This is a genomic window from Aliidongia sp., assembly GCF_035943795.1.
Taxonomy (GTDB): domain Bacteria; phylum Pseudomonadota; class Alphaproteobacteria; order ATCC43930; family CGMCC-115725; genus Aliidongia.
The window spans coordinates 37,287-59,630 of record NZ_DASZBY010000085.1 but is presented as its reverse complement, the minus strand read 5'-3'; the positions used below and the strand labels follow the sequence as shown (position 1 = coordinate 59,630).

24 protein-coding genes are annotated in these 22,344 nt (G+C 66.2%); 12 read left to right on the top strand and 12 right to left on the bottom strand.

Annotation, left to right across the window (positions count from 1 at the left end):
• Window positions 1-116: 116 nt before the first annotated feature.
• The 4 genes from VGV37_RS15500 to VGV37_RS15485 all read left to right on the top strand — a co-directional run bounded on the left by VGV37_RS15500 (window position 117) and on the right by VGV37_RS15485 (window position 4,011).
• On the top strand, window positions 117-1,613 hold the full coding sequence (locus tag VGV37_RS15500; RefSeq protein ID WP_326880591.1) for a leucyl aminopeptidase: 1,497 nt from the start codon (window positions 117-119) through the stop codon (window positions 1,611-1,613).
• A 23-nt stretch (window positions 1,614-1,636) separates the two neighbouring features.
• Window positions 1,637-2,086, top strand: a complete 450-nt coding sequence (locus VGV37_RS15495) for a DNA polymerase III subunit chi (protein WP_326880590.1) — start codon at window positions 1,637-1,639, stop codon at window positions 2,084-2,086.
• A 121-nt stretch (window positions 2,087-2,207) separates the two neighbouring features.
• The gene (gene ndk / locus VGV37_RS15490; protein WP_326880589.1) at window positions 2,208-2,630 is read left to right on the top strand and encodes a nucleoside-diphosphate kinase; all 423 of its coding nucleotides are present in this window, start codon (window positions 2,208-2,210) and stop codon (window positions 2,628-2,630) included.
• 166 nt (window positions 2,631-2,796) lie between these two features.
• Window positions 2,797-4,011 (top strand): metallophosphoesterase family protein, encoded by a 1,215-nt coding sequence (locus tag VGV37_RS15485; protein WP_326880588.1) that lies wholly within the window; start codon window positions 2,797-2,799, stop codon window positions 4,009-4,011.
• On the opposite strand, the gene VGV37_RS15480 is transcribed toward VGV37_RS15485, so the two are convergent.
• The gene (locus VGV37_RS15480) at window positions 4,008-4,475 is read right to left on the bottom strand and encodes a DUF1203 domain-containing protein (RefSeq protein ID WP_326880587.1); all 468 of its coding nucleotides are present in this window, start codon (window positions 4,473-4,475) and stop codon (window positions 4,008-4,010) included. The two genes, VGV37_RS15485 and VGV37_RS15480, sit on opposite strands and share 4 nt — an antisense overlap.
• A gap of 81 nt (window positions 4,476-4,556) precedes the next feature.
• Window positions 4,557-5,660: a LysR family transcriptional regulator gene (locus VGV37_RS15475; protein WP_326880586.1), complete on the bottom strand. Its 1,104-nt coding sequence runs from the start codon at window positions 5,658-5,660 to the stop codon at window positions 4,557-4,559.
• Between VGV37_RS15475 and VGV37_RS15470 the strand changes: the two genes are divergently transcribed.
• Both VGV37_RS15470 and VGV37_RS15465 read left to right on the top strand, forming a co-directional pair.
• Entirely contained in the window at window positions 5,631-6,179 is a 549-nt protein-coding gene (locus VGV37_RS15470; RefSeq protein WP_326880585.1) for a DUF6058 family natural product biosynthesis protein, read from the top strand. The genes VGV37_RS15475 and VGV37_RS15470 overlap by 30 nt on opposite strands.
• The gene (locus VGV37_RS15465) at window positions 6,176-6,475 is read left to right on the top strand and encodes an NIPSNAP family protein (RefSeq protein ID WP_326880584.1); all 300 of its coding nucleotides are present in this window, start codon (window positions 6,176-6,178) and stop codon (window positions 6,473-6,475) included. Before VGV37_RS15470 ends, VGV37_RS15465 begins: the two co-directional genes overlap by 4 nt.
• Before the next feature lie 52 nt (window positions 6,476-6,527).
• Here the strand turns inward: VGV37_RS15465 and VGV37_RS15460 are convergent, their stop codons facing one another.
• From VGV37_RS15460 to purM, 3 genes are read right to left on the bottom strand one after another with little or no spacing between them, the layout of a single operon-like run.
• Window positions 6,528-6,650, bottom strand: coding sequence for an aa3-type cytochrome c oxidase subunit IV (locus VGV37_RS15460; RefSeq protein ID WP_326880583.1), 123 nt, complete (start codon window positions 6,648-6,650; stop codon window positions 6,528-6,530).
• Between the two features lie 47 nt (window positions 6,651-6,697).
• On the bottom strand, window positions 6,698-7,390 hold the full coding sequence (gene purN / locus VGV37_RS15455; RefSeq protein ID WP_326880582.1) for a phosphoribosylglycinamide formyltransferase: 693 nt from the start codon (window positions 7,388-7,390) through the stop codon (window positions 6,698-6,700).
• Window positions 7,378-8,445 (bottom strand): phosphoribosylformylglycinamidine cyclo-ligase, encoded by a 1,068-nt coding sequence (purM, locus tag VGV37_RS15450; protein ID WP_326880581.1) that lies wholly within the window; start codon window positions 8,443-8,445, stop codon window positions 7,378-7,380. The genes purN and purM overlap by 13 nt, the downstream gene beginning before the upstream one ends.
• 143 nt (window positions 8,446-8,588) lie before the next feature.
• Here purM and VGV37_RS15445 point away from each other — a divergent pair, with 143 nt between their 5' ends.
• The 3 genes from VGV37_RS15445 to VGV37_RS15435 all read left to right on the top strand — a co-directional run bounded on the left by VGV37_RS15445 (window position 8,589) and on the right by VGV37_RS15435 (window position 11,605).
• Window positions 8,589-9,731: a DUF2066 domain-containing protein gene (locus tag VGV37_RS15445; protein WP_326880580.1), complete on the top strand. Its 1,143-nt coding sequence runs from the start codon at window positions 8,589-8,591 to the stop codon at window positions 9,729-9,731.
• Window positions 9,732-9,812: 81 nt separating this feature from the next.
• Complete coding sequence (locus tag VGV37_RS15440) at window positions 9,813-10,928, top strand: AI-2E family transporter (RefSeq protein ID WP_326880579.1); 1,116 nt, start codon at window positions 9,813-9,815, stop codon at window positions 10,926-10,928.
• Window positions 10,925-11,605 carry an HdaA/DnaA family protein gene (locus VGV37_RS15435; RefSeq protein WP_326880578.1) on the top strand — a complete coding sequence of 227 codons (681 nt, stop codon included), beginning with the start codon at window positions 10,925-10,927 and terminating at the stop codon, window positions 11,603-11,605. Before VGV37_RS15440 ends, VGV37_RS15435 begins: the two co-directional genes overlap by 4 nt.
• Here the strand turns inward: VGV37_RS15435 and VGV37_RS15430 are convergent.
• Window positions 11,602-12,096, bottom strand: coding sequence for a SixA phosphatase family protein (locus VGV37_RS15430; protein WP_326880577.1), 495 nt, complete (start codon window positions 12,094-12,096; stop codon window positions 11,602-11,604). The genes VGV37_RS15435 and VGV37_RS15430 overlap by 4 nt on opposite strands.
• 185 nt (window positions 12,097-12,281) lie before the next feature.
• On the opposite strand from VGV37_RS15430, the gene VGV37_RS15425 reads away from it, so the two are divergent.
• Together VGV37_RS15425 and VGV37_RS15420 are read left to right on the top strand one after the other, a co-directional pair.
• Complete coding sequence (locus VGV37_RS15425; RefSeq protein ID WP_326880576.1) at window positions 12,282-12,521, top strand: hypothetical protein; 240 nt, start codon at window positions 12,282-12,284, stop codon at window positions 12,519-12,521.
• 495 nt (window positions 12,522-13,016) lie between these two features.
• Window positions 13,017-14,234 (top strand): polyhydroxyalkanoate depolymerase, encoded by a 1,218-nt coding sequence (locus tag VGV37_RS15420; protein WP_326880575.1) that lies wholly within the window; start codon window positions 13,017-13,019, stop codon window positions 14,232-14,234.
• A 54-nt stretch (window positions 14,235-14,288) separates the two neighbouring features.
• On the opposite strand, the gene VGV37_RS15415 is transcribed toward VGV37_RS15420, so the two are convergent.
• A complete protein-coding gene (locus VGV37_RS15415) occupies window positions 14,289-14,930 on the bottom strand; it encodes an XRE family transcriptional regulator (RefSeq protein ID WP_326880574.1) in 642 nt (213 codons plus the stop codon).
• Window positions 14,931-15,081: 151 nt separating this feature from the next.
• On the opposite strand from VGV37_RS15415, the gene VGV37_RS15410 reads away from it, so the two are divergent.
• Entirely contained in the window at window positions 15,082-17,988 is a 2,907-nt protein-coding gene (locus VGV37_RS15410) for a PAS domain S-box protein (protein WP_326880573.1), read from the top strand.
• A 66-nt stretch (window positions 17,989-18,054) separates the two neighbouring features.
• Here VGV37_RS15410 and VGV37_RS15405 read toward each other — a convergent pair whose 3' ends face one another.
• From VGV37_RS15405 to VGV37_RS15385, 5 genes are read right to left on the bottom strand one after another with little or no spacing between them, the layout of a single operon-like run.
• On the bottom strand, window positions 18,055-18,504 hold the full coding sequence (locus VGV37_RS15405) for a thioesterase family protein (protein WP_326880572.1): 450 nt from the start codon (window positions 18,502-18,504) through the stop codon (window positions 18,055-18,057).
• On the bottom strand, window positions 18,501-19,718 hold the full coding sequence (locus tag VGV37_RS15400; protein ID WP_326880571.1) for a CoA transferase: 1,218 nt from the start codon (window positions 19,716-19,718) through the stop codon (window positions 18,501-18,503). The genes VGV37_RS15405 and VGV37_RS15400 overlap by 4 nt, the downstream gene beginning before the upstream one ends.
• Entirely contained in the window at window positions 19,715-20,470 is a 756-nt protein-coding gene (locus tag VGV37_RS15395) for a CoA-transferase (protein WP_326880570.1), read from the bottom strand. Before VGV37_RS15395 ends, VGV37_RS15400 begins: the two co-directional genes overlap by 4 nt.
• Window positions 20,467-21,276, bottom strand: coding sequence for a CoA transferase (locus VGV37_RS15390; protein ID WP_326880569.1), 810 nt, complete (start codon window positions 21,274-21,276; stop codon window positions 20,467-20,469). Before VGV37_RS15390 ends, VGV37_RS15395 begins: the two co-directional genes overlap by 4 nt.
• 12 nt (window positions 21,277-21,288) lie before the next feature.
• Window positions 21,289-22,344 carry an MBL fold metallo-hydrolase gene (locus VGV37_RS15385; RefSeq protein WP_326880568.1) on the bottom strand — a complete coding sequence of 352 codons (1,056 nt, stop codon included), beginning with the start codon at window positions 22,342-22,344 and terminating at the stop codon, window positions 21,289-21,291.

Below are 22,344 nucleotides of genomic sequence, written 5' to 3'. Positions count from 1 at the left end.
GATGGGGTGATAGACAAAACCCAACGGTCCGCGAGACCAAAAGCACGAGGGCCGGCACGGCTCCGCCAGGGCATCGAATCCCCCGAGATCCGATCCGAGAATCGAGAAGGAAGACCATGAAGATCAGTTTCGCCGAATTGGGTGCGCCGAAGGCCGGCACGGTCGTCGTGGGCGTCGGTGAAGACCGCGCGCTGACCCCGGCCGCCGCGGCACTCGACAAGGAAACCGGCGGTGCGCTTGGCCGCGCGATGGCGTCCAGCCGCTTCACCGGCACGAAGGGGCAGTTGCTGTCCGTGCTCGCGCCGGCGAACCTCGCCGTCGACGGCATCGTGCTCGCGGGCCTGGGCAAGCTCGCCGACGTCGACGCGCTGACGCTCCAGGCGCTGGGCGGTTCGGTCGCAGCCCATCTGAACGGCGCCGGCGAGAGCGAGGCGACGATCCAGCTGGGAGCGCTCGACGGCGTCAAGCTGCCGCCGGCCGCGATCGCCGCCAACGTGGCGTTCGGTGCCCGCCTGCGCAGCTATCGCTTCGATAAATACCGCACGCAGCTGAAGGCCGAGCAGAAGCCGACCTTGAAGAAGCTGACTGTGCAGAGCGACGTCGGGTCGGCCGCCAAGAAGGCGTTCGCCGATCTCGACAAGCTGGCCGACGGCATTTTCTTTACCCGCGATCTCGTGTCGGAGCCGGGCAATATCCTTTATCCGGAGAGCTTGGCCGATGAGGCTATGACGCTCACCGAACTCGGGGTCGAGGTCGAAGCGCTCGACGAGAAGAAACTGAAGAAGCTCGGCATGGGCGCGCTGCTGGGCGTCGGTCAGGGCTCGGTCCGGCCGCCGCGGCTGGTCGTGATGGCCTGGCTCGGCGCCAAGGACAAGCAGGCCGCACCGGTCGCCATCGTCGGCAAGGGCATTACTTTCGATACCGGCGGCATCTCGCTGAAGCCCGGCGCCGGCATGGAAGAGATGAAGTGGGACATGGGCGGCTCAGGCACCGTGATCGGCTTGATGAAGGCGCTGGCCGGCCGCAAGGCGCGGGTCAACGTCATCGGCGTCGTGGCGCTCGCCGAGAACATGCCTGACGGCAACGCGATCCGGCCGGGCGACATCCTGACGTCGATGTCGGGCCAGACCATCGAGGTTCATAATACCGATGCCGAGGGCCGTCTCGTGCTGGCTGATGCGCTCTGGTACACACAGGACCGCTTCAAGCCGCGGCTGATGGTCAATCTCGCGACCTTGACCGGCGCCATCCTCGTGGCGCTCGGCAGCGAATATGCCGGGCTGTTCTCCAACAACGACGAACTGGCCGAACGCCTGACGGCGGCCGGCAAGGCGGTCGGCGAGCCGCTGTGGCGCATGCCGCTCAATGAGGCCTACGACCGGGCGATCGACAGCGACGTCGCCGACATGAAGAACATCTCGGGCGACCGCAATGCCGGCAGCTCGATCGGCGGCGTGTTCCTGCAGCGCTTCGTCAACGGCGTGCCCTGGGCCCATCTCGACATCGCCGGCGTGGCCTGGTCGAAGAAGGACACGGCGACGGTGCCCAAGGGGGCGACCGGCTATGGCGTGCGCCTGCTGGAACGTTTCGTCGCCGATCACTACGAAGACTGAGGCCGCGAGGTGAAGGCCGTTTCATGACCGAGATCGGCTTTTATCACCTGCAACGGAGCCCGCTCGAGGAGGCGCTGCCGCGCCTCCTCGAAAAGGCGCTCGGTGCCGGCATGCGGGCGCTCGTCCGCGTGCCGAACGACGCCGAGGTCGAACGGCTGGTGCTGCAGCTTTGGACCTACGATGCGGGCAGCTTTCTGCCCCATGGCAGCGCCAAGGACGGCCACGGTGCCGACCAACCGGTCTATCTGACCGCGAGCGACGACAATCCGAACGGATCCGACCTCCTGGCCCAGGTCGGCGGCGCGGAGATGCCCGACCTGGCAGCGTTCAAGCGCTGCCTCGACCTGTTCGACGGCGACGACGACGATCAGTTGACCGCCGCGCGCGGCCGCTGGAAGCGCTACGCCGCCGCCGGTCATCAGATGACCTATTGGCAGCAGAAGCCGAACGGCGGCTGGGAACGCAAAGCCTGAATGCAAGGCTTGCCTGCAGGCAGAAGCGTTGATCCGCCCCTGTCCTTGCGGCTATAAGGCGCCACCCTTTCGCGACGGTGCTGCCGTCGGACCCTTTCGCATTCTCCGGAGACCCGAGGCCATGGCCATCGAACGTACCCTCTCGATCCTCAAGCCCGACGCGACGCGCCGGAACCTGACCGGCAAGATCAACGCCCGCTTCGAAGAGAACGGCCTCAAGATCGTCGCCCAGCGCCGTATCCTGATGAGCAACGCCATCGCCGGCGAGTTCTACGGCGTGCATCGCGAGCGGCCGTTTTTCAAGGACCTGGTCTCGTTCATGACCTCCGGCCCGGTCGTGGTCCAGGTGTTGGAAGGCGAGAACGCCGTCGCCAGGAACCGTGAGATCATGGGCGCCACCAACCCGGCCAACGCCGCCGCCGGCACGATCCGCAAGGATTTCGCCGAGTCGATCGAGGCGAACTCGGTCCATGGCTCGGACAGTCTCGAGAATGCCGCGAACGAGATCGCGTTCTTCTTCGCCGGTTCGGACATCGTCGCCTGACGCTTCGGCGATAGTCGCGAGATCAGAAGCCGCCGTCGGAACGTTCCGACGGCGGTTTTTCTTTGCCCGGCGCAAAGTACCGAAATAGCAGGAGCGTCACCGAACCGGCGCATGATCGGCGAACCCTTGGACCCGTGCTTCGTCGAGCCGATCAGGAGAATGCCCCATGAGCTCACGTGCCTTCACCACAGGAATAGGCGCCGGTGCCCGGCGCAGCCACGTTCCGCCGGCGGGTGGCGCCACGTTCCAGACCCAGTCGCCGCGGTTCGTCCTGCCGAAATACCCGTTTCAACCGCTGCCTGCGCCGAACGGCCCGGCGCCCTATCGCTACGACCTGTCGCAATTGCTCCATGCCGACGACGTCCAGAAGATCGTGGAAGCGGGCGTGCTGGTGTGCCACGCGGTCGGCGATACCGGCGACTACCGGGGCCGGCAGCAGGATTTCGTCGCGGCGATGATGGCGGCCGATGCCGACGCCCTGCCGGACGGCAGGAAGCCGGCGTTCCTGTATCATCTGGGCGACGTGATCTATTTCGCCGGCGACATCGACAAGTACGGCGATAATTTCTACGAGACCTACAAGGATTATCCGGGGTTCATCGTCTCGATCCCGGGGAACCACGATTGCCAGCCCGACGACCCGCAGGACGGACCCGTCGACCCGACCAAGGTACCGCTCGACGGTTGGGTCCAGAATTTCATGACCAAGGATCCGGGCCAGCTGGGCTCGCTGAAGACCTCGTCGGGCCGGACGCAACTCGACTTGCCGAATGTGTTCTGGACCTTCACGACGCCGTTCGCGACGTTCCTCGGGCTGTTCTCCAACGTCGGCGAGATCGAGGGCGAGATCCATCAGGACCAGATCGACTGGTTCCGCGGCGAGCTGGCGGCGGCCGATCCGGATCTGGCTCTCATCGTCGCTGTCCATCATCCGCCCTATTCGGGCGACACAGAGCATAGCGGCAGCAGTGCGGTGCATCAGGTGCTGTTCGACAGCTTCGCAACGGTCGGGCGCTATCCCCATCTCGTGCTGTCGGGTCACGTCCACAATTACCAACGGTTCACGACGACGGTGACCGGGCCGCAGGGGGCCGTTCAGCTGCCGTGCGTCGTCGCCGGCGCCGGTGGCTACACAGCGCTCGGCAAACTGCAGAAGGTGAGGGGCGCCTATCCGACCACGCCCCTGCACATCGACCCGGGCCTGACGCTGGAGCGGTACGACCAGGACAATTTCGGTTTCCTGCGGCTGGAGATTTCCAAGAGCGAGATCGTCGGCAGCTACCTTTCTGCGCCTTATGCGGTCGGCGGGACGCCCGACGCCAAGGTGCTGGAAAGCTTCACGATCGATCTCGCGTCCAGAACGGTTCGGACCCGGGGTTAGGCCCGTTCGATCCGCGCGGCGTAGCAGCCCCGCTTGGCATAGTGCGCCTGGAGATAGGCGACCTTGGGATCGGACAGGAAGCGTTCGATCAGGGTCGCCAACTCCGGCCCGTCCACCAGATCGGCATCGACCATCAGATGGTCGGGGCCGAATGCCCGCAGCGAAATCGAGCGTCCGCGCAGCGCCTCGGGGATTTCGTTGACCTGGTCGTAGGTCGTTTTGGCGCCCTCGCGCACGAACACGGCGTGGCTGGAGCGGTACGGGGTGTTCGCCGGCTGATGGATGTAGTTGACCAGCAGCAGCGCTTCGCCCGGCTCTGCGTCGCGAATTTCGATCCGGTCGGGATAGCCGGGCTTCGCGTCGGCGACGCAGCGTAGCGCGCCATGCTTCGCGAGTTCCTCGTCGGACAGACTGAAGAGATGTCGGAACGGTTCAGGCGACAGACCGGTGATGCGGAAATTCATGAATGCGCGACCTTCTTCCAAGGTGATGGCCCGACGCTAGGCCGCTCCCCTGGTGTCCGCGTTCCGAATCTTGCTTCGGTATTATGGCGCGCAGTCCTCGCCCAGCCATCGCAACAGATCGAGCGACGCGGCGCTGAGATAGCCGTCTTTCCGGACGATCGCGACCACCGGGTTGGCAGCCTGGAGATCACGAACCGCGATCGTCGCGAGCGTCTGCCGCGCCCGTTCCTCGACGATGCTGCTCTCCGGCAGCAGGCCGATGCCGAAGCCGGCTTCGATCAGGCATTTCTGCGCCGTCAGGCTGTCCACTGGCGTCCAGTCGATATCCGCCACGTCGCGGATCAGGAATTGCGCGAAGATGTTGTGGCTCGACGCCTCGCGGCGCTCGTGGGGGCGGGGAAACGCCAGCCAATGCTCGTCCTTCAGGTCACGAAGACCCGACACGCTCCGGTCGGCAAGGCGGTGGTCGCGACCGCAGACGACGACCAGCCGCTCGGCATGGAGCAGGCGGCCCAAGAGATCCGGCGCAGGGTCGTCATAGTAGCGCAGGCCGATCGTCGCCTCGCCCCGTCGCACCAGATCGCTCACCTCCGCGCTCGTTGCCGTACGCAGCGACAGCGTCACGTCCGGAAAATGCGTGGCGAACCGCTTCAATGTCACCGTCAAGTCGGTGCTGGCGAGGGTGCCGACGGCGGCGATCGCGATCGGCCCGGCATGGCCTGACCGGAGTGCTGCGACCGCATCCGACGCATTCTGCAGCACGGCGAGCACACGTTCGGCATGGGGCAGCAAGACGCGCCCGGCTTGGCTAAGCGTCACGCCGCCGGTCACCCGTTCGAACAACGGCGCCCCCAACTCGTCCTCCAGCAGGGCGATCCGGCGGCTGATCGCCGGCTGGGAACGGCTGAGCAAGGCCGCCGCCGCGGAGAAGCCACCAGACCGGTGAATGGTGACGAAGGTTTTGAGTGCATCGGAATCCATCGTCAGGCCCATGCAAAAAGCTGTTCGAGCCAGAAAGAAATATGCATTGGACGGATGGAGATGCAAGTCCGCTAACTCGCCAATCGATGCTGTGAAGCGAGGAATTGCCAGATGTCGCTGACCGACTTGCCGCCGCTCGGCGCTGCAGACGCCGCTTATGTGAAGGCCCGATTCATGCCGCTGCCCCTGCTGGCGCGAGCCCATGGCTGGAACCTGGATTCGCTGCACGAGGCGATGGAACGGCGTGCAGTGCCGAAGCCATCCTACGTGCTGCCCGATGGAACCGAGATGGTGTCGACCGACTATTTCACCCTGATCGGCGACGGCTCGGACCTTGGGTCCTTGCGCGACCGCTTCGTGGCCCGTTTCGAGGCGGCCCTGCGTCGCTTGGGGTTGCCGGTGGCGGCGGAGAACAGCGTGGCGACCTGGAACAGCTATCTCACGGGCGAATTCGCGGCATGCCTCAAGAGCGTCTCGCCGGAAGCGATGGCCTTGAAGGAACTTCTCATCGGATCGATCGCCGACCTGGTGGCCGAACCGCAGCCGCAAGAGGAGGGATGGCGCGCTGCGTTGCGCGACGCGGTCGGGCGGCTCGACGATCTCGAAATGCCGTTCGCGGGTTGGGACGAGGTACGGTTCGGCACGCGAACCTCCCGCGCCCGTTCCATCGACGATGTCCACGCCCGATTCCCGGAAGTCTTCACGCAAGGATTGCCCCGATGATCACCTGCTGCATCGAATACACGCTCGATCCGCGCCGCTTGGGCGATTTCGAGACCTATGTCCGGGCCTGGCCGCCGATCATCGAGCGCTGCGGCGGCGCGCTGATCGGCTATTTTCTGCCGAAGGAAGGGGCGAATAATTTCGCTCTGGCGCTGATCGAGTTCGAGAGCCTGGCCGCCTACGAGATCTACCGTGCCCGGCTGGCGGCGGACGAGGAGGCGAGGGCGAACGTGGCGTTCGCCCGGGAGACCGGCTGCATCCTGGTCGAGGATCGCTCGTTCCTGCGCCGGCCGTGAAAATGAAAACCGCCGCACGGGCGAGCCCGGCGGCGGTTTTTGCGGCGTCCGGTCAGACGACCAGGAAGAACCAGAGGCAGACCACCAGCAGGAGAACGGCGGCCGTGCCGTACTTCACGAAATTGGTGAAACCGTCCCAGATCTGCTGGTGCCGTATGGTTTCGGTATCAGCCATCGCGAAATCCTCGAGTGAAGCCAGAAAGAAAAAACCGATATCGGGTGTTACCCTCGACCGGGCACATTTGGCAAGGGGAGGCTTGGGCGATCCAGCGGATTCATCAGCAATTCCGCCACCGCCGGGAACTTGTCGTCGATCCGCGCCCGGGCGCCGTCGATGGTGACCCGTCCCTCGGCGATCAGCCGCAAGGCCGACGGATAGGCGCGATGTTCCGCCTCCAGCACGCGGGTCGCCAGGCTCTGCTCGTCATCGTCGGGCAGCACCGGCACCACGGCCTGCACCAGGATCGGGCCGTCGTCGAGCAGCGGCCGCACGATGTGGACGGTGCAGCCATGGAAACGCACGCCGGCATCGAGCGCCTGGCGATGGGTGTGCAGGCCCTTGAAGCTGGGCAGCAGCGACGGATGGATGTTGACGATCCGGTCGTGCCACAGCTCCACGAACATCTCGCTCAGTACGCGCAGGAAGCCCGCGAGGCAGATGAATTCGACATCGCTCGCGCGCAGGGCCGCGTCGATCGCCTGGTCGAACGCGAGGCGGTCGGGAAATCCCTGGTGGGCGATGACCTGGGTCGCGATGCCGGCGCGCGCGGCCCGCTCCAGGGCCATGACGTCCGGCTTGTTCGACACGACCAGTACGATCTCGGCCGGAAAATCCGGCGTCGCGCACAGATCGATCAGCGTCTGGAGGTTCGAGCCGTTGCCCGAGACGAGAACGCCGACCTTCAGCCGGGCCATGCGGCCGATCCGAGCGCCGGAATGACGCAGCCCGGCTGGCCGTCGGGGCGGGGCCCGATCCGGCCGATCCGGCTGACCGTCTCGCCCTTGTCGGCGAAGATCCGGATCAGGCGATCGGCGTCGGCTGCAGCGACCACGGCGATCATGCCGATGCCGCAGTTGAAGGTCCGTGCCATCTCGGGCGCCGCGATGCCGGCCGTGTCGGCCAGCCAGCGGAACACCGGGGGCAGGGACCAAGCGGCCACGTCGAGTTCGGCCTGAAGAGTATCCGGCAGGACGCGCGGGATGTTTTCCAGCAGCCCGCCGCCGGTGATATGGGCGAACGCCTTGACACCACCGGCGCGCACGGCGGCCAGGCAGGACGTGACATAAAGCCGGGTCGGCGTCAGCAGCGCCTCGGCCAGCGACTGGCCGGGCGCGAACGGCGCCGGACGGGCATAATCGAGCTGCGCATCGGTCACGACCTTGCGCACCAGCGAGAAGCCGTTCGAATGCAGGCCGCTCGAGGCCAGGCCCAGGATCACGTCGCCATCGGCGACCGTCGTGCCGTCGATGACCTGGTCGCGCTCGACCGCGCCGACGGAGAACCCTGCCAGGTCATAGTCGCCGTGGGTATACATGCCGGGCATTTCGGCGGTCTCGCCGCCGACCAGCGCGCAGCCCACTTCCTGGCAGGCCTTGGCGATGCCGGCGATGATCGCCTTGCCGGCCGCCACGTCGAGCTTGCCGGTCGCATAATAGTCGAGGAAGAACAGCGGCTCGGCGCCCTGGACCACGAGATCGTTCACGCACATGGCGACCAGGTCGATGCCGACCGTATCGTGCCGTCCCGAGTCGATCGCGATTTTGAGCTTGGTGCCGACACCGTCGGTGGTCGAGACCAGCAGCGGGTCCTTGAACCCGGCCGCCTTCAGATCGAAGAATGCGCCGAATCCGCCCAGGCTGGCGTTAGCCCCTTTGCGGGACGTGGCACGGGCGAGCGGCTTGATCGCTTCGACCAGCGCATTGCCCGCATCGATATCGACGCCTGCGTCACGGTAGCTTTGACTCTTCATGGCATCCTTGCGCGTTATACGGGCGGCGCGGCCAGTTCAGCGGCTCGGGGGGCGACCTGACCCATAGGGCAACATGATTTGGCGCGACCATACTTGAAACGGGACGGACTTCAATGATCGAGCGACGCTTCCCTGGCTTGCACATGACACGGCTCGGTCCCTTCGCTGCCGCGACCTTGGCGCTTTCGCTCCTGTTCTCGAACCAGCCGGCCTCGGCCGCCGGATTTCCGCCGGCCTTCGTCGTGGCCGACGTGCCGGTCGACGCGACCGCGCAGAGCGCCGTCCAGGCCCGCGAGGCGGCGCGGCACGACGGCGAGCGCAAGGCGTTCCGGCAGTTGCTCGAGCGTCTGACGGCGAAGAGCGACTGGGCGCGCCTGCCCCAGCCGGGTGACGAGACGATCACCAACCTGGTGCAGGATTTCGAGGTCAAGAACGAGCACAGCTCCGCCGTCCGCTATCTCGCGAGCTATACCTATCGCTTCAGTCCGAACGGCGTGCGCAAGCTGCTGCGCGATGCGCACCTGGGCGTGACCGAACTGGCAAGCAAGCCGGTCGTCATCGTGCCGGTGCTGCAGGCTGGCGGGACCGCGAAATTGTGGGACGATCCCAATCCCTGGCGCGCCGCCTGGTCGACGGCCGACGGGAAGGCGGGTCTCGTGCCCTGGACCCTGCCGGCCGGCGACCTCGCCGACGTCACGGCCCTCGACGTGCCGGCCGTGGCCAAGCCGACGTCAGAACAGCTGCAGGCGCTGGCGCAGCATTATGGCGGCGGCGACGTGGTGATTGCGACGGCGACGCCGGGCAACGACGGGATCGACGTCACGATCGCTCGCTACAGTCCGGATGGAACGACCGATCCGGTCAGCATCCAGGTACCGGGAAGCAAGCCCGATGCCGCCCTTTATCTGGCGGCCGTCGTCGCATCCGAAAGGGCGCTCGAGGACAAGTGGAAGCAACTGACGCTCGGCGGCGGCGAGCAGGAAACCATCTTGTCGATCAGCGTGCCGATCGCCAGTGCGGCCGATTGGGGTGCGGTGCGCGAGCGCCTGACCCGGATTCCGTTCGTGCGCGGACAGCAGGTCGACCTGTTCGCCCGCACCGAGGTTCGCCTGCGCCTTCGGGTCCGCGGCGACGCCAACCTGCTCCGGATCGGCTTCGCCCAGCAGGATCTGGTGTATACGCCGGCGCAGCCCGTGGCGACCTTGGCGCTCCGGACGCCGGTCGCGACGGCCAAGCCTGCGGCCGTCGACCCGGCACCGGCCGATGCGGATACCGGAACGGAGTAGGCGGCGGGGCCGATCTGCGATACTCGAAAGAGGCGGGCGATCGCCCGGAACGGGCCGGCGATCGGATTGGAAGAGGTGTTCATGAATCAGGCTTGGGGCCGGACGCTGTTTTGGATCGGGGCCGTGGTGCTAGCGGCCTATATGCTCAATTTGTTGAGCAGCATTCTTTTGCCGTTCGTCATGGGCTCGGCCATTGCGTTCCTGCTCGACCCGATCGTCAACCGGCTGGATCGGCTGCGCCTGCCCCGGACCATCGGCTCCATCCTGGTCCTGTTCGCCTTTCTGGCGCTGATCGTCGCATTCATCTTGCTGCTGGTGCCGCTGCTCGAAACCCAGATCGTCGCTCTCGTCAGCCATTTTCCCTCATACCTGGCACTGGCGCGCGACGAGCTCGATCATTTCCTGGCGCTGCTGCAGGACCGGCTCGACCCGGACCAGGTCGCCAAGCTGCGCGATGCCGCGAGCGACAAGATCGGCGACATCCTGTCCGGCACCGGCAAGATCATCACCTCGCTGCTGACCGGCGGCGTTGCGGTCGCCAACGTGCTGTCGCTGATCTTCATCACGCCGATCGTCGCCTTCTTCCTGCTGCGCGACTGGGACGTGCTGCTGGCGACCATCGATTCGTGGCTGCCACGCGAACACGCCGCGACGATCCGCGAGCAGGCCCGCCTGATCGATCAGACCCTGAGCGGCTTTCTGCGTGGGCAAGCCTCCGTCTGCCTGCTGCTGGGCGTATTCTATGGGTTGGCGCTGACCATCATCGGGCTGGATTTCGGCCTGGTACTGGGCCTCGTGTGCGGGGCGCTGATCTTCATCCCGTTCCTGGGCGGCATCACCGGCGGGTTGCTGTCGATCGCGCTCGCCTTCGCCCAGTTCGGCAGCTGGCACAAGCCGCTTGCCGTGCTCGTGCTGTTCGCCGTAGGCCAGACGCTCGAAGGCAACATCATTACGCCGAAGCTGGTCGGGGACCGGGTCAACCTGCATCCGGTCTGGCTGATCTTCTCCCTGCTCGCGTTCGGTGCGCTGTTCGGCTTCGTCGGCGTGCTGATCGCCGTGCCGATGGCGGCGGTGATCGGCGTGCTCGTGCGCTTCGCGCTCACGCGCTATCTGCGGAGCCCGCTCTACGACCCGGTCAACGCGGCCCCGATCTATGACCCCCATGGCGGGGAGCCGCCGATCGGCGGTGCGCCATGATCGCGATCGCCCAACTGCCGCTCGATCTCGGCCACCGTCCGGCGCTCGACCGGGATGCATTCCTGGTCACGGACGGCAACGCCGCCGCCGTCGGCTGGATCGACCGCTGGCCGGCCTGGCCGATGCCGGCGCTGGTGCTGGAAGGGCCGCCGGGGGCGGGCAAGACCCATCTCGCCAGTGTCTGGCAGGTGCGCGCCGATGCCGCCCTGATCGACGGGCCGGCGCTCGACGCGGCAGCCGTGCCGCGCCTGCTCGATGCCGGTCGCTCGCTGGTCGTCGAACGGGCGGACCGGGCGGCGGAAAAGCCGTTGCTGCATCTCTACAACGGCTTTGCCGAACGACGGCTGAGCCTGCTGCTCACGGCCGACCGGGCTCCGGCCCGATGGGGCACGGCCTTGCCCGACCTCAGTTCGCGGCTGAGGGCGCTGCCTGTAGCGCCGATCCTGCCGCCGGACGATCGGCTGATCCATGCCGTGCTGATCAAACTGTTCGCTGATCGGCAATTGATCGTCGCCGACGACGTCGTGGATTTCCTGACCGCACGGATGGAGCGCTCGTTCGAAGCCGCCCGGCGGCTGGTGGCCGGCATCGACGCCACCGCGCTGGCGGCCCATCGCCGGGTCACGGTGCCGCTGGCCCGTGATGTGCTGCGGTCGCTCTATCCGGACGAAGGCTAGTCGCGCTCCGGCGTGCATAGATCCAGCCACCGCACCGGGACGTGGCCGAGTTCGTTCCAGCCCGCGCCATCGAACTCGATCCGTGCGCGCGCCGCCGTCGGAAAGTTGCCGACCGGACCGATGCCATCCGCTGTCTGCGCCAGGCGGTTGGCGAGATCGTGCAGTCCCGGATTATGGCCGATCAACCAGACATGGCCGACGTCCGGCGAAAGGCGACGCAGCCGCCGCAGCAGGGCCTCGGGTTCCGCCAGATAGAGCGCCTCCTCCATCAGGGCGGGCGGCATCAGATCCCAGGCTTGGCTCAGGATCGCCCAGGTCTCGCGCGTGCGAGCCGCGGTCGAGCACAGCACGAGGTCGGGCCTGGCGCCGGCGGTCTCGATCCCGACCTGGCCGGCGGCCCGCCGGCCGCGTTCGTTGAGCGGCCGGGCGTGGTCGTCGATCCCGGACAGGGCCGGCACGGCCTTGGCATGGCGCAGCAGGGTCAGTTTCATCGAGGGCATCGCCGAGCTCGGCCTCCGGGTCTCGTTGCGTCTGCCGAGCATTTGACGGCGCGGCCCAGCCAACACAAGGGCCTCGCGATGAAATCTGGTCGGAGGAGTCGGATTCCTGATAGGGTCCCGGCGCATTATTTCGCCCTGCCGGGCGAGCGCGCGATACGAATCAATTCGAGGACGATATGAGCGACGAAAACACCCAGATGGAAGCGCTTTACGATCAGGCCGCCGACATCGCCGACAAGCATCTGGTGGCGGCGCTCGAGGAAGGCGGCGCGCTCGGCTACCTCGTCGGCGTGATGATGGTCGAGGCGGCCGTCAATGCCGCGGCGGAAGCGACCAGCCGCGAGGATATCGTCCGCCTGCTGAAGGATCTGGCGACGCAGATCGAGCAGGACATCAAGGACAATCCGGGCGAATAACCGTCCACGACCGGCGGGGCGGATCGTTAATCATCCGCGCCGACCGTTCATTAAGCCCCTCTTCAGCGGCCGGGTGGCAAACTCGGTCATGTGATGGAAGGGGCGGCATCCCGTGCCCAAGTCTGTGATTAATTTTGCGGCGCCGAAAAAACGAGCGCAGTTGCGAAATGCACAGTATTTGCTCCGGTTTTGCCCGGGCGCTTCCAATATTTTCCATCATCTGAAAAAGCGGCCCGAAGTCTGTGGAAGTAGCAGATATGACCGCTTGACCAGGGTCATGGTCTGCGTAAATTGATGTGATCGCAAATTTTGCGATGTGGTGAAATTCGAGACGATGTTCGCGCGTTGTCTTGGAACGAAGGCCGGCCGATGCGGGTTGTTCTGGAATGTCCGGGCCCGTCGGCTCCGTCGATGACTTAGACGGCGAAGACCATCGCGCTGGCGATACATGTCGGCGGGGTTTTCGAGGTCACCTTTTGGAAGGTGTGACGGCACATGCTGTATCAGGCTTATCAAGCTCACGCCGACGTCATGGGGCCCTTTCGTTTGATGGCCCAGTCGACCGGTGCCTTTCTGAAGCAGCCCTGGCCGGGCTTCGGCGACAACATCATGGTCCGGACGATGGCAGCCGCGTGCGAGCTCGTCGTGCGCTCCGGCATGTCCCACAGCCGCCCGCCGTTCGGCATCGAGACGACCATGGTCAACGGCCGTGAGGTCGCGGTGATTGAAGAGGACGTGGTCGAAACCCCGTTCGGCAACCTGCTGCATTTCGCCAAGGAGGGCGGGGCCGATCAGCCGCGCATCCTTCTGGTCGCTCCCATGTCCGGCCATTTCGCCACGCTGCTGCGCGGGACGGTCGCGACGCTGTTGCCCGACAACGACGTCTACATCACCGACTGGAAGAACGCGCGCAGCGTCTCGCTGTCCCACGGGCGGTTCGATCTGGACGATTTCATCGACACGCTCGGCGGGTTCATGAATTTCCTGGGGCCGAAGCATCACGTCATCGCGGTCTGCCAACCGGCCGTGCCGGTCTTCGCCGCGGTCGCCCTGATGGCGGCCGACGGCGCGCCCAACCAGCCGGCGACCATGACGCTGATGGGCGGCCCGATCGACACGCGGATCAACCCGACGCAGGTCAACCTGCTGGCCACGACTCGCGAGCATGAATGGTTCGAGCGCAACGTGATCACGTCGGTGCCGATGCGCTATCCGGGAGCGTTCCGGCGGGTCTATCCGGGCTTCCTGCAACTGGCCGGCTTCATGACCATGAACCTCGACCGGCATGTGAACGCCCACGTCGACCTGTTCCATCATCTGGTCAGGGGCGATGGCGAGAGCGCCGAGGCGACTCGCAAGTTCTATGACGAATACACCGCCGTGATGGACCTGCCGGCCGAGTTCTATCTGCAGACGATCAAGGAAGTCTTCCAGGACCATTCGTTGCCGCTCGGGCGTTTTGTGTCCCGGGGCCGCAAGGTCGAGCCGAAGGCGATCAAGAAGACGGCGCTGCTGACGGTCGAAGGCGAGAACGACGACATCTGTGCCGTGGGTCAGACGTCTGCCGCCCACAGCCTTTGTACCGGTCTCGCCAGCGCCAAGAAAGCGCAGCATCTGCAGCGGAAGGTCGGCCACTACGGCGTGTTCAACGGCCGCCGCTGGTCGACGGAGATCTACCCGGTGGTGCGGGAGTTCATCCGGACCCACGGCTAGACGAAACCTTCGGCGCCGGGACTGCGATTTTATGGTCCCGGCGTTTTGGCTGGTTCAGCCGATGGCCTCGTCATAGGTCATGACCAGATAGACGACCGTCTCCTGCTCGCCGGGATTGCGATAGCGATGGGGGCGCCCTGCCTCGAACAGGATGGCGTCACCGGTTTCCAGGAGATGGCTTTCCTCGCCATCGAACAGGTCCAGGCGACCGGCGCTGACCGTCAGGTTTTCGATCGTTCCGGGCGCGTGGGCCGGCGCTCCCTCCGTATGACCCGGTGCGATGCGCAACTCGTAGAATTCGATGCGCCGTTCACCGTCGAACGGGAACAGGGCGCGTGAAGTGAAGCGCCCCAGGCTTGATGACAGGATCTTGGCCTCATCTCGACGCAGGACGCAGGTGCCGCCCCCGGCACCGGATGCGGTCAGGGTGGCGAACGTCACGTCGAGCGCGGTGGCGATCTTCCACAGCAGGCCGATCGTCGGCGCGCTGCGGCCGAGCTCGATCTGTCCCAGCATGCCGCGGCTGACGCCGGACAGTTTCGCCAGACGCTCCAGGGAATGGCCTTGCCGCGTCCGCAGCCGCCGCAGATTTCGCCCGACGATCGCCGCCAACTCCGCCGCGGGATCCTTGGCGACCTCCGGGTTTTCGATGTCGAGACCTTCGGCTTTGGTCGAATCAGTGGGTTCAGGATACATTGAAGGCTCATTCCAGTAACTATACTGGGCGATGTGTCCGTTATGACGGATGGGCTGTCAAGTCGCCGAGGCGACGAGTACCGCGCCGATGGCGCATGTCCGGATTTGGGCGGTAAGATCGACACGGCGCTACCAGGGAGCGGACCCATCCATGAAGCCTGCCCTCCGGCCAGCTACTGAAGGTGCCCATCGCCGGTTCGCGGGGATGGCGTTGCCGGCGACTGCCGCGGGCCTCGTGGCGATCGTGGTGCTGTCGCTCGTCGGCCTCGATCTGTGGCACAGTTGGCAGGCGCGCGATCTCGCCCTGGAGGTGGCCCGGATACAGGCGCAGAACGTTGCGGACGCCCTGGCACAGCAGGTCGCCCGCTCGATCGACCTGATCGACCTGCCGTTGCGGGAGGTGCAAGAGCGGGTCGCGGCCGAGGGCCTGGATCCCGCGCGGGCGACGGAAGTCGATACGGTGCTGAAGAACCGCGCGCGGGTCACGCCGCAACTGCGCGATCTGGTGGTGCTGGATCAGGCGGGCAAATGGTTCGCCACTTCGTTTCCCGATGCTCCGAAAGGCGAGGGCGCCAACCGGGAAATATTCGCCGCCCATCGGGACCGGCTCGATCGCGGCATCGCGATTTCGGCGCCCTATGTCAGCCGAACGACGGGGCGCCTCAGCATCGCGATCAGCCGCAGGCTCGACGATGCGCAGGGTCGATTTGCCGGCGTCGTGTTCGCCACCACGGATCTCAGCTTTTTCGACCAGCTCTACGACAGCTTGTCCGTGGGTCAGCAGGGTACGATCGTCGTGTTCCGCGGCGATGGCATCCTGCTCACGCGCCGCCCGTTCCTCGAAACGGCCATCGGGCACAGTTATGCCGACGGCCCGCTGTTCCTCGACCATGTGCGACAGGCGCCGAACGGCTCCTTCATGGCGCCGTCGATGATCGATGGTGTCAGGCGGATGGAAACCTATCGCCGCCTGACTGACCTGCCGCTGGTGATTCTGGTCGCGACGGAGGAGGGCGAGTCGCTGGCAGGCTGGCGTCGCGACTTCCGTGCGCATCTGCTTGGCATCGGCCTGCTGGGCTCGGTGGTGGCGCTGATGGGCTGGCGCCTTGCGGTGCTTTGGCGGCGGCAGAGCGCGGCCGCGGCGGAAAATGCGAGGGTGACGGCCGACTATCGGCTGCTGGCCGACAATGTCGGCGACATGATCGTCGTCAACGATCTCGGGACGCTGGAACGGCGCTACGTGTCACCGGCATCGCTCGCCCTCTATGGCGTGGCGCCCGAAGAGCTGATCGGGACCAACCCGAAGGACTTCATCCATCCGGACGACAGCGCCGACGTGGCTGCGATGTGGCACAGGCTGCTGGACGGTGGCGAGGAAGGGATGAGCTGTCATCGCATCCGGCATGCCGCCGGGCATTGGGCCTGGGTCGAGTCGAAGTCGCGGGTCGTACGCGACGGCGCGGGGCAGCCCACCGGAGAAATCGTCAGCGTCGTCCGCGACGTGGGTGCCCGGATCGCCGCCGAGCGGGCAAAGCGCGAGAGCGAGCTACGGTTCCGGGCGATCGCAGAGAATGCGACCGACATCATCCTGCGCATCGGTCCCGACGGCACGCGCCGCTATGTATCGCCGGCCTGTCGGGAGATCCTCGGGCTCGATCCAGCCGACATGACGGATTGCAACGATCTCTCTCGGGTTCACCCCGAAGATCGGCCTCTGGTCGCCGATCGCTTCAGCGCGATGATGCGGGGAAGCGGACCCGAGATCGGCGTGTACAGCTTTCGCGCACTGCATCGCGACGGGCGAACGATATGGCTCGAAGCCCGGGACCGGCTGCTCAAGGACGAAGTCACGGGCCAGGCGATCGAACTCATCAGCATGCTGCGCGACGTGACCGAGCGTGTGCGCAGCGAAGACGAATTGCGCGAGAGCGAGGGGCGCTACCGGCTGTTGGCGGAAAACTCCACCGACATGATCATCCGCCTGCGGCTCGACGGGCAGCGCGTCTATCTGTCACCGGCCTATCGCGACGTCCTGGGCTACGAGTTGGATGAACTGAAGACGGGCATCGCCGGCGACATCGTCTTTGCTGCCGATCGTCAGATGGTCACGAACGCGATCGCCGATCTGGCGGCGGGTCTGCGCGATGTGGTCGGGATCGAATACCGTGTCCACCACAAGGCAGGCCATCTGATCTGGGTCGACACACGTCTGAAGCTGGTGCGCGATGCGGTCACCGGCGCGCCGGTCGAAATCGTCGGCGTGGTGCGCGACAACAGCCGCCAGAAGGCGAACGAGGAAAAGCTGCGCGCCGCCCATGACGAGGCCGAACGATCGAACCGCATGCGCAGCGCGTTCTTTTCGAACATGAGCCACGAACTGCGCACGCCGTTGAACGCGGTCATCGGCTTTGCCGACCTGATGCGCCATGAAACGCTGGGTCCGCTGGGCGTGCCGAAATACCGGGAATATGTGGACGATATCCATGCGAGCGGCGAGCACCTGCTGGCCATCATTAACGACATTCTCGATTTCGCGAAGCTTGAGGCGGGTGCGCTGGTGCTGCATCAGGAACCGGTCGAACTCGGCACATTGGTCGCGACGAGCTGCCGCTTGATGGCGACGAAGGCAGAGCAGAAGGGGGTCGAGCTCGGCTCGGTGATCGAAGGTGATGCGCCGGACGCGATGGGCGATCCGGTGCGGATCAAGCAGGTGCTGCTCAATCTTTTGTCCAATGCGATAAAATTCACGCCGACCGGCGGCCAGGTAAGGATCTCGGTCTTCCGGGCCGCCGATGGAACGCCGGCGATTTCGGTCGCGGATTCCGGCATCGGCATCTCGCCCGAAGACCTGGTGAAGGTGGTCGAGCCGTTCGGCCAGGTCGACAACGCCCGCAACCGGGAGGGCGACGGTACCGGGCTGGGCCTGCCGCTGTCGCGACGCCTGATGGAGATGCAGGGCGGTGCGCTCGAGATCACGTCGCGCCTCGGCGCCGGCACGACGGTGACCGCGCGCTTCCAGACCGCGGAGGGCGAGATCGCGCTGGCGTCGACCGGCTAGACGGGACCGTCCGTCTTTACAGGCCGATGATGGACGACATGGTGGTCGAGGACAGGTTCTCTCGGGCTATGCGGTCTGCTCGATCGCTTTCGGCAGGCTTTCCGCCAGAGCGCGAAGCGTCGACGCGGCGTGGTCCGGAAACGGCCGGGACTTCCGCGTCGTCACGTCCATCAGCACGACGACGGCCTCGGACGTAGCCACGCAGCGTCCATTGTTGAACAGGCCTTGGCCGAAAGTGACGGAACTGCGGCCGAGCTTCATCAGCCGGGTGCCGACCTCGATCGAGCCCGGATAATGCACCTCGTGGCGATAGTCGATAACGATCCTGACCAGCACGAACAGATCGTCCCAACCGATCAGCGGGCGCACGACCGTGTCGAAGAAACGAACCCGGCCGTTCTCGCAGAAACTGGCGAAGGCGACGTTGTTGACATGGTTCTGCCGGTCGAGATCGCCGAAGCGCAGCACATCCTCGTGCCAGTAAGTAAAACTCGACCGGTCGAGGAGGTCGCTCACGGCGCCCCGTCGCGAGTCGTGAAGGCGACGCCGTCGGCGACCAGCTGGTCGATTTCAGCATCCGTATAACCGGCCTTCCCCAGCACCGCACGGGTCGCGTGGCCGAATTTCTGCGGGACGCTCCGCACGCCGCCCGGGGTGCGCGACAGCTTGATCGGCGTGCCGAAGCCGCTGTACTCGCCGTCATGGACCACCATCTCGCGATGGATCGTCTGGGGATGGGCGATGACGTCGGGCAGGTCGAGCACGGGACCGCACGGCACGCCCTCGGCCAGCAACCGCTCGGCGATAGCATGGCCGTCCAGCTCGTCCAGGACCGGCTGCAGCAGTGCCGTCAGCGCGTCGCGGTTGGCGACCCGGTCCCGGTTGGCGGCGAAGCGCGGGTCGGCGATCAGGGCTTCGATGCCCAGGCTCTTGCAGAACAGGGCGTATTGCCTGTCGTTGCCGACTGCGAGGAAGATCGGCACCGTCTTCGTCGGAAAGCAATCGTACGGGCTGATGTTCGGATGCGCGCTGCCGGTGCGCCCCGGCGTCTTGTGGTTCAGCAGGTAGTTGGCCAGGTGCGGATGCAGCAGTGCCACGCCGCTGTCGAACAGCGAGGCTTCGACGAACTGGCCCAGCCCCGATTTGCCGCGCTCGATCAACGCCATCAGAATGCCGATCGCGGTGTTGAGGCCGGTCGCCAGATCGACGATCGGAATGCCCAGCCGCAACGGCGCGCCGCCGCGCTCGCCATTGACGCTCATCAGCCCGGCCATGCCCTGGATGACCGCGTCGTAGCCGACCCGGCCACCCAGCGGCCCGTCGCTGCCGAAGCCCGAGACTCGGGCATGGATCAGCTTCGGGAAGCGCGCACGCAGCGTCTGTTCATAGCCGATGCCCCAGCGTTCAAGCGTGCCGGCCTTGAAATTCTCGACCAGCACGTCGGCATCCTCGAGCAGCCGGAACAGCAGCTCGCGCGCCTGGGGTTTGGTGAAATCGAGGGCCATCGCCTGCTTGTTGCGATTGACGCCGATGAAGTAGGACGCGTCGCCGTCCCGGAACGGCGGACCCCAGCCGCGCGTCTCGTCGCCGGTCGGCGGCTCGATCTTGATCACTTCCGCCCCATGGTCGCCCAGGATCTGCGTGCAATAGGGGCCACCCAGAACGCGGGTCAGATCGATCACCCTGATGCCGGCGAGCGCGCCGGGATGGGGTTGCGGCGCGGTACTCATCGGACGGTCTCTCCGGAAGGGGCGTGCCAGCCGAGCACGTCGGCGGCAAAGGTGGGATAGGTTTCGGCGAGGTCCTGGGCGACCGCGCCACGCAGCAGCGCCAGGTCTTCGTCGGACGGGAATGCCGTGGTCGGCACGATCTCCGGCGCCTCGAACGCGAAGCCGGTGCGGTCGCGTACCTGGTCGAGCGTCACGCCAGGATGCAGGCTGGCGAGCGTGAAGCGGCCGGCTTGGCGGTCGAAATGGAACACGCACAGCTCGGTCACCAGGGCGTGCGGTCCACCGGGCCGATAGGTCCCAGCGGGACTGGTGCCGGGTGCCGAGACGAAATCCACCTTCTCGACCAGGGTGCGGTTGGTATGTTCAAGCCGGAACAGGATCACCTTGGGCACGACGTAATAGAGATAGGCGGAGCCGAACGAGCCGGAGAACCGCGCCTTGGGCTTCTCATAATCGCCGATCGCGACCAGATTGACATTGCCGGCGCCGTCGATCTGGCCGCCCGACAGGAAGAAGGCGTCGATCCGGCCCTGGCCGGCACAGTCGAACAGCTCCCGCCCGCCGTCGGTGAAGAAGCTGTGCCGCCGGCTGTTGAGGATCGAGACCCGCATGCCGTCATGGCGCCGGGCGCCCAGCAAGGCCGCGGCGGCCGGGATCGGTGACAGGGCGCCGACCGCGACGTGACGCACCCGGCCGATCAATTCCGCGACGACGCCGATCAGCAGTTCCTCGGGACGGCAGGGCGCGCTCATCGGGCCAGCTCGCGGGCGAGATAGGTCTGGAACCCTGCCTCGGTCTGGGCGAGTTTGGCATAGTCGGCCATGTGCGCCCCGTCGGTCGGACGCGCGCCGAACCGGATCGGCCATGTGCCTTCGGGCACCACGGCGATGCCGCTGACATAGAGCGCTGGCAGGGTACCGGCCGCCAGGGTTTCGTCGGCCAGCAGATCACCGTCGTAGAGTTTCTCGACCGTCACCACGGTATCGGCCGCGGCATGGGCCATGGTCACCAGCTCCCGACGCTTGCCGACCCAGACGTTGCCGTGGCGATCGGCCATTGGCGCATGGAACAGCGCCACGTCCGGCCGGATCGCCGGAATGAGCGCCACCGGGTCGCCGCCCTCGCCGAACGGATTGTCGATCACCCGCCAGTCGGGCCGGACCGTCAGCAGGTCGCTGCCGATCAACCCGCGCATCGCAGTGAAGGGCGCGCCCTTCTCGCTGGCCTGCAAGCCGGCATGGATCGCCGGGCAGGTCGCGTCCTTGATGCGGATCGCGCCGCTGCGGATGGCGGCGATGAAGCGCGGGGCCAGGCCGTATTCGCCCAGGGTCACGGCGGCGGTCTCGATCTCGGCCACGGCGCCGGCACCGATCAGCATGTCCGCCTGCAGGCCGCTCTGCGGTACGCAGACCAGGCGAAGGTTTCGCACGCCTCGACGGATCAGCGCCCGGGTTGCCGCGAGCGCGGCGCCGGCATAGTCGGGCGGAATCGCCAGCAGCGTGCCGTCTCCGATCAGCCGGAGCGCGGTATGGAGATCGGTCGGGATCGCGACGGCCATGGGCGGGCCTTTCTAGCGGACGCGGTAGAGATGGATGCCGTCGCGCCCGGTTTCGCGCGACAGCTCCCGGCGGCGCATCATGTAGTTCAGATGGGCCACGACCTCGCCGACCGCGAAGCCGGTCTGATGGGCATCGAGCGGGCGCCGGAACAGGATCGGGATGATGTCGGCGGCGCTTTTCGGCTCCGCCCGGCAGGCGTCGAGAATTTCACCACAGCGCTGCTGGTGATGGGCCGCCAGCTCGTCGATCCGGCGATGCAGGCCGTAGAACGGCAGGTTATGGCACGCGACCACGAAGGCGTCTTCGGGCAGGGTCGCCCGGATTTCGGCCAGGGACGACAGATACAGGCCGAGCGGGTCGGCCTCCGGTTCCATCGACCAGACACTGACGTTGGGCGAGATCTTGGCCAGCACCTGGTCCGCCGAAAAGAACAGTTTCGACTCGGGTTGAAACAACATGACCTGCTCCGGTGCGTGGCCGCCGCCGGTCGAGACATCGAAGCCCCGGCCGCCCAGATCCAACCGGTCGCCGGCCATGAGGCGCAGGAAGGTCGGCGGCAGGCCCGTGGTCCGCTTCAGGTAGCTGTGGCCGCGGCCGACGACCTGCTCGATCTGTTCCTCGTTGAGGCCGGTCGTGCGGTGGAACACGCGCAGCTGCTCGTCCGCCGTGCCGGCCCGGTCGAGTTGGATCGACAGGCTGAACAGGTACTCGGTCTGGCTCATGTGCAGGGCCAAGCCATGGCGCTCGCACAGCCAGCCGGCGAGTCCGACGTGATCGGGATGGAAATGCGTGACGATCAGGCGGGTAAGCCGGCTGCCGGCGAGGGGGCCGGCCAGCACCGCCTCCCAGGCGGCGCGCGTCTCGTCGTCGCCCAGGCCCGTGTCGAGCACGGCCCAGCCGCCGTCATCCTCGATCAGGTAGATGTTCACATGATTGAGCGCGAAGGGCAGGGCCAATCGCAGCCAGAGTACGCCCGGTGCGATTTCCACCAGGCCGCCGGGCTCCGGCGGCGTCGCTTGGGGAAAGGTGAGGCCGGCGGCCGCGGCCGCGGGGGACGAACTGCTCAT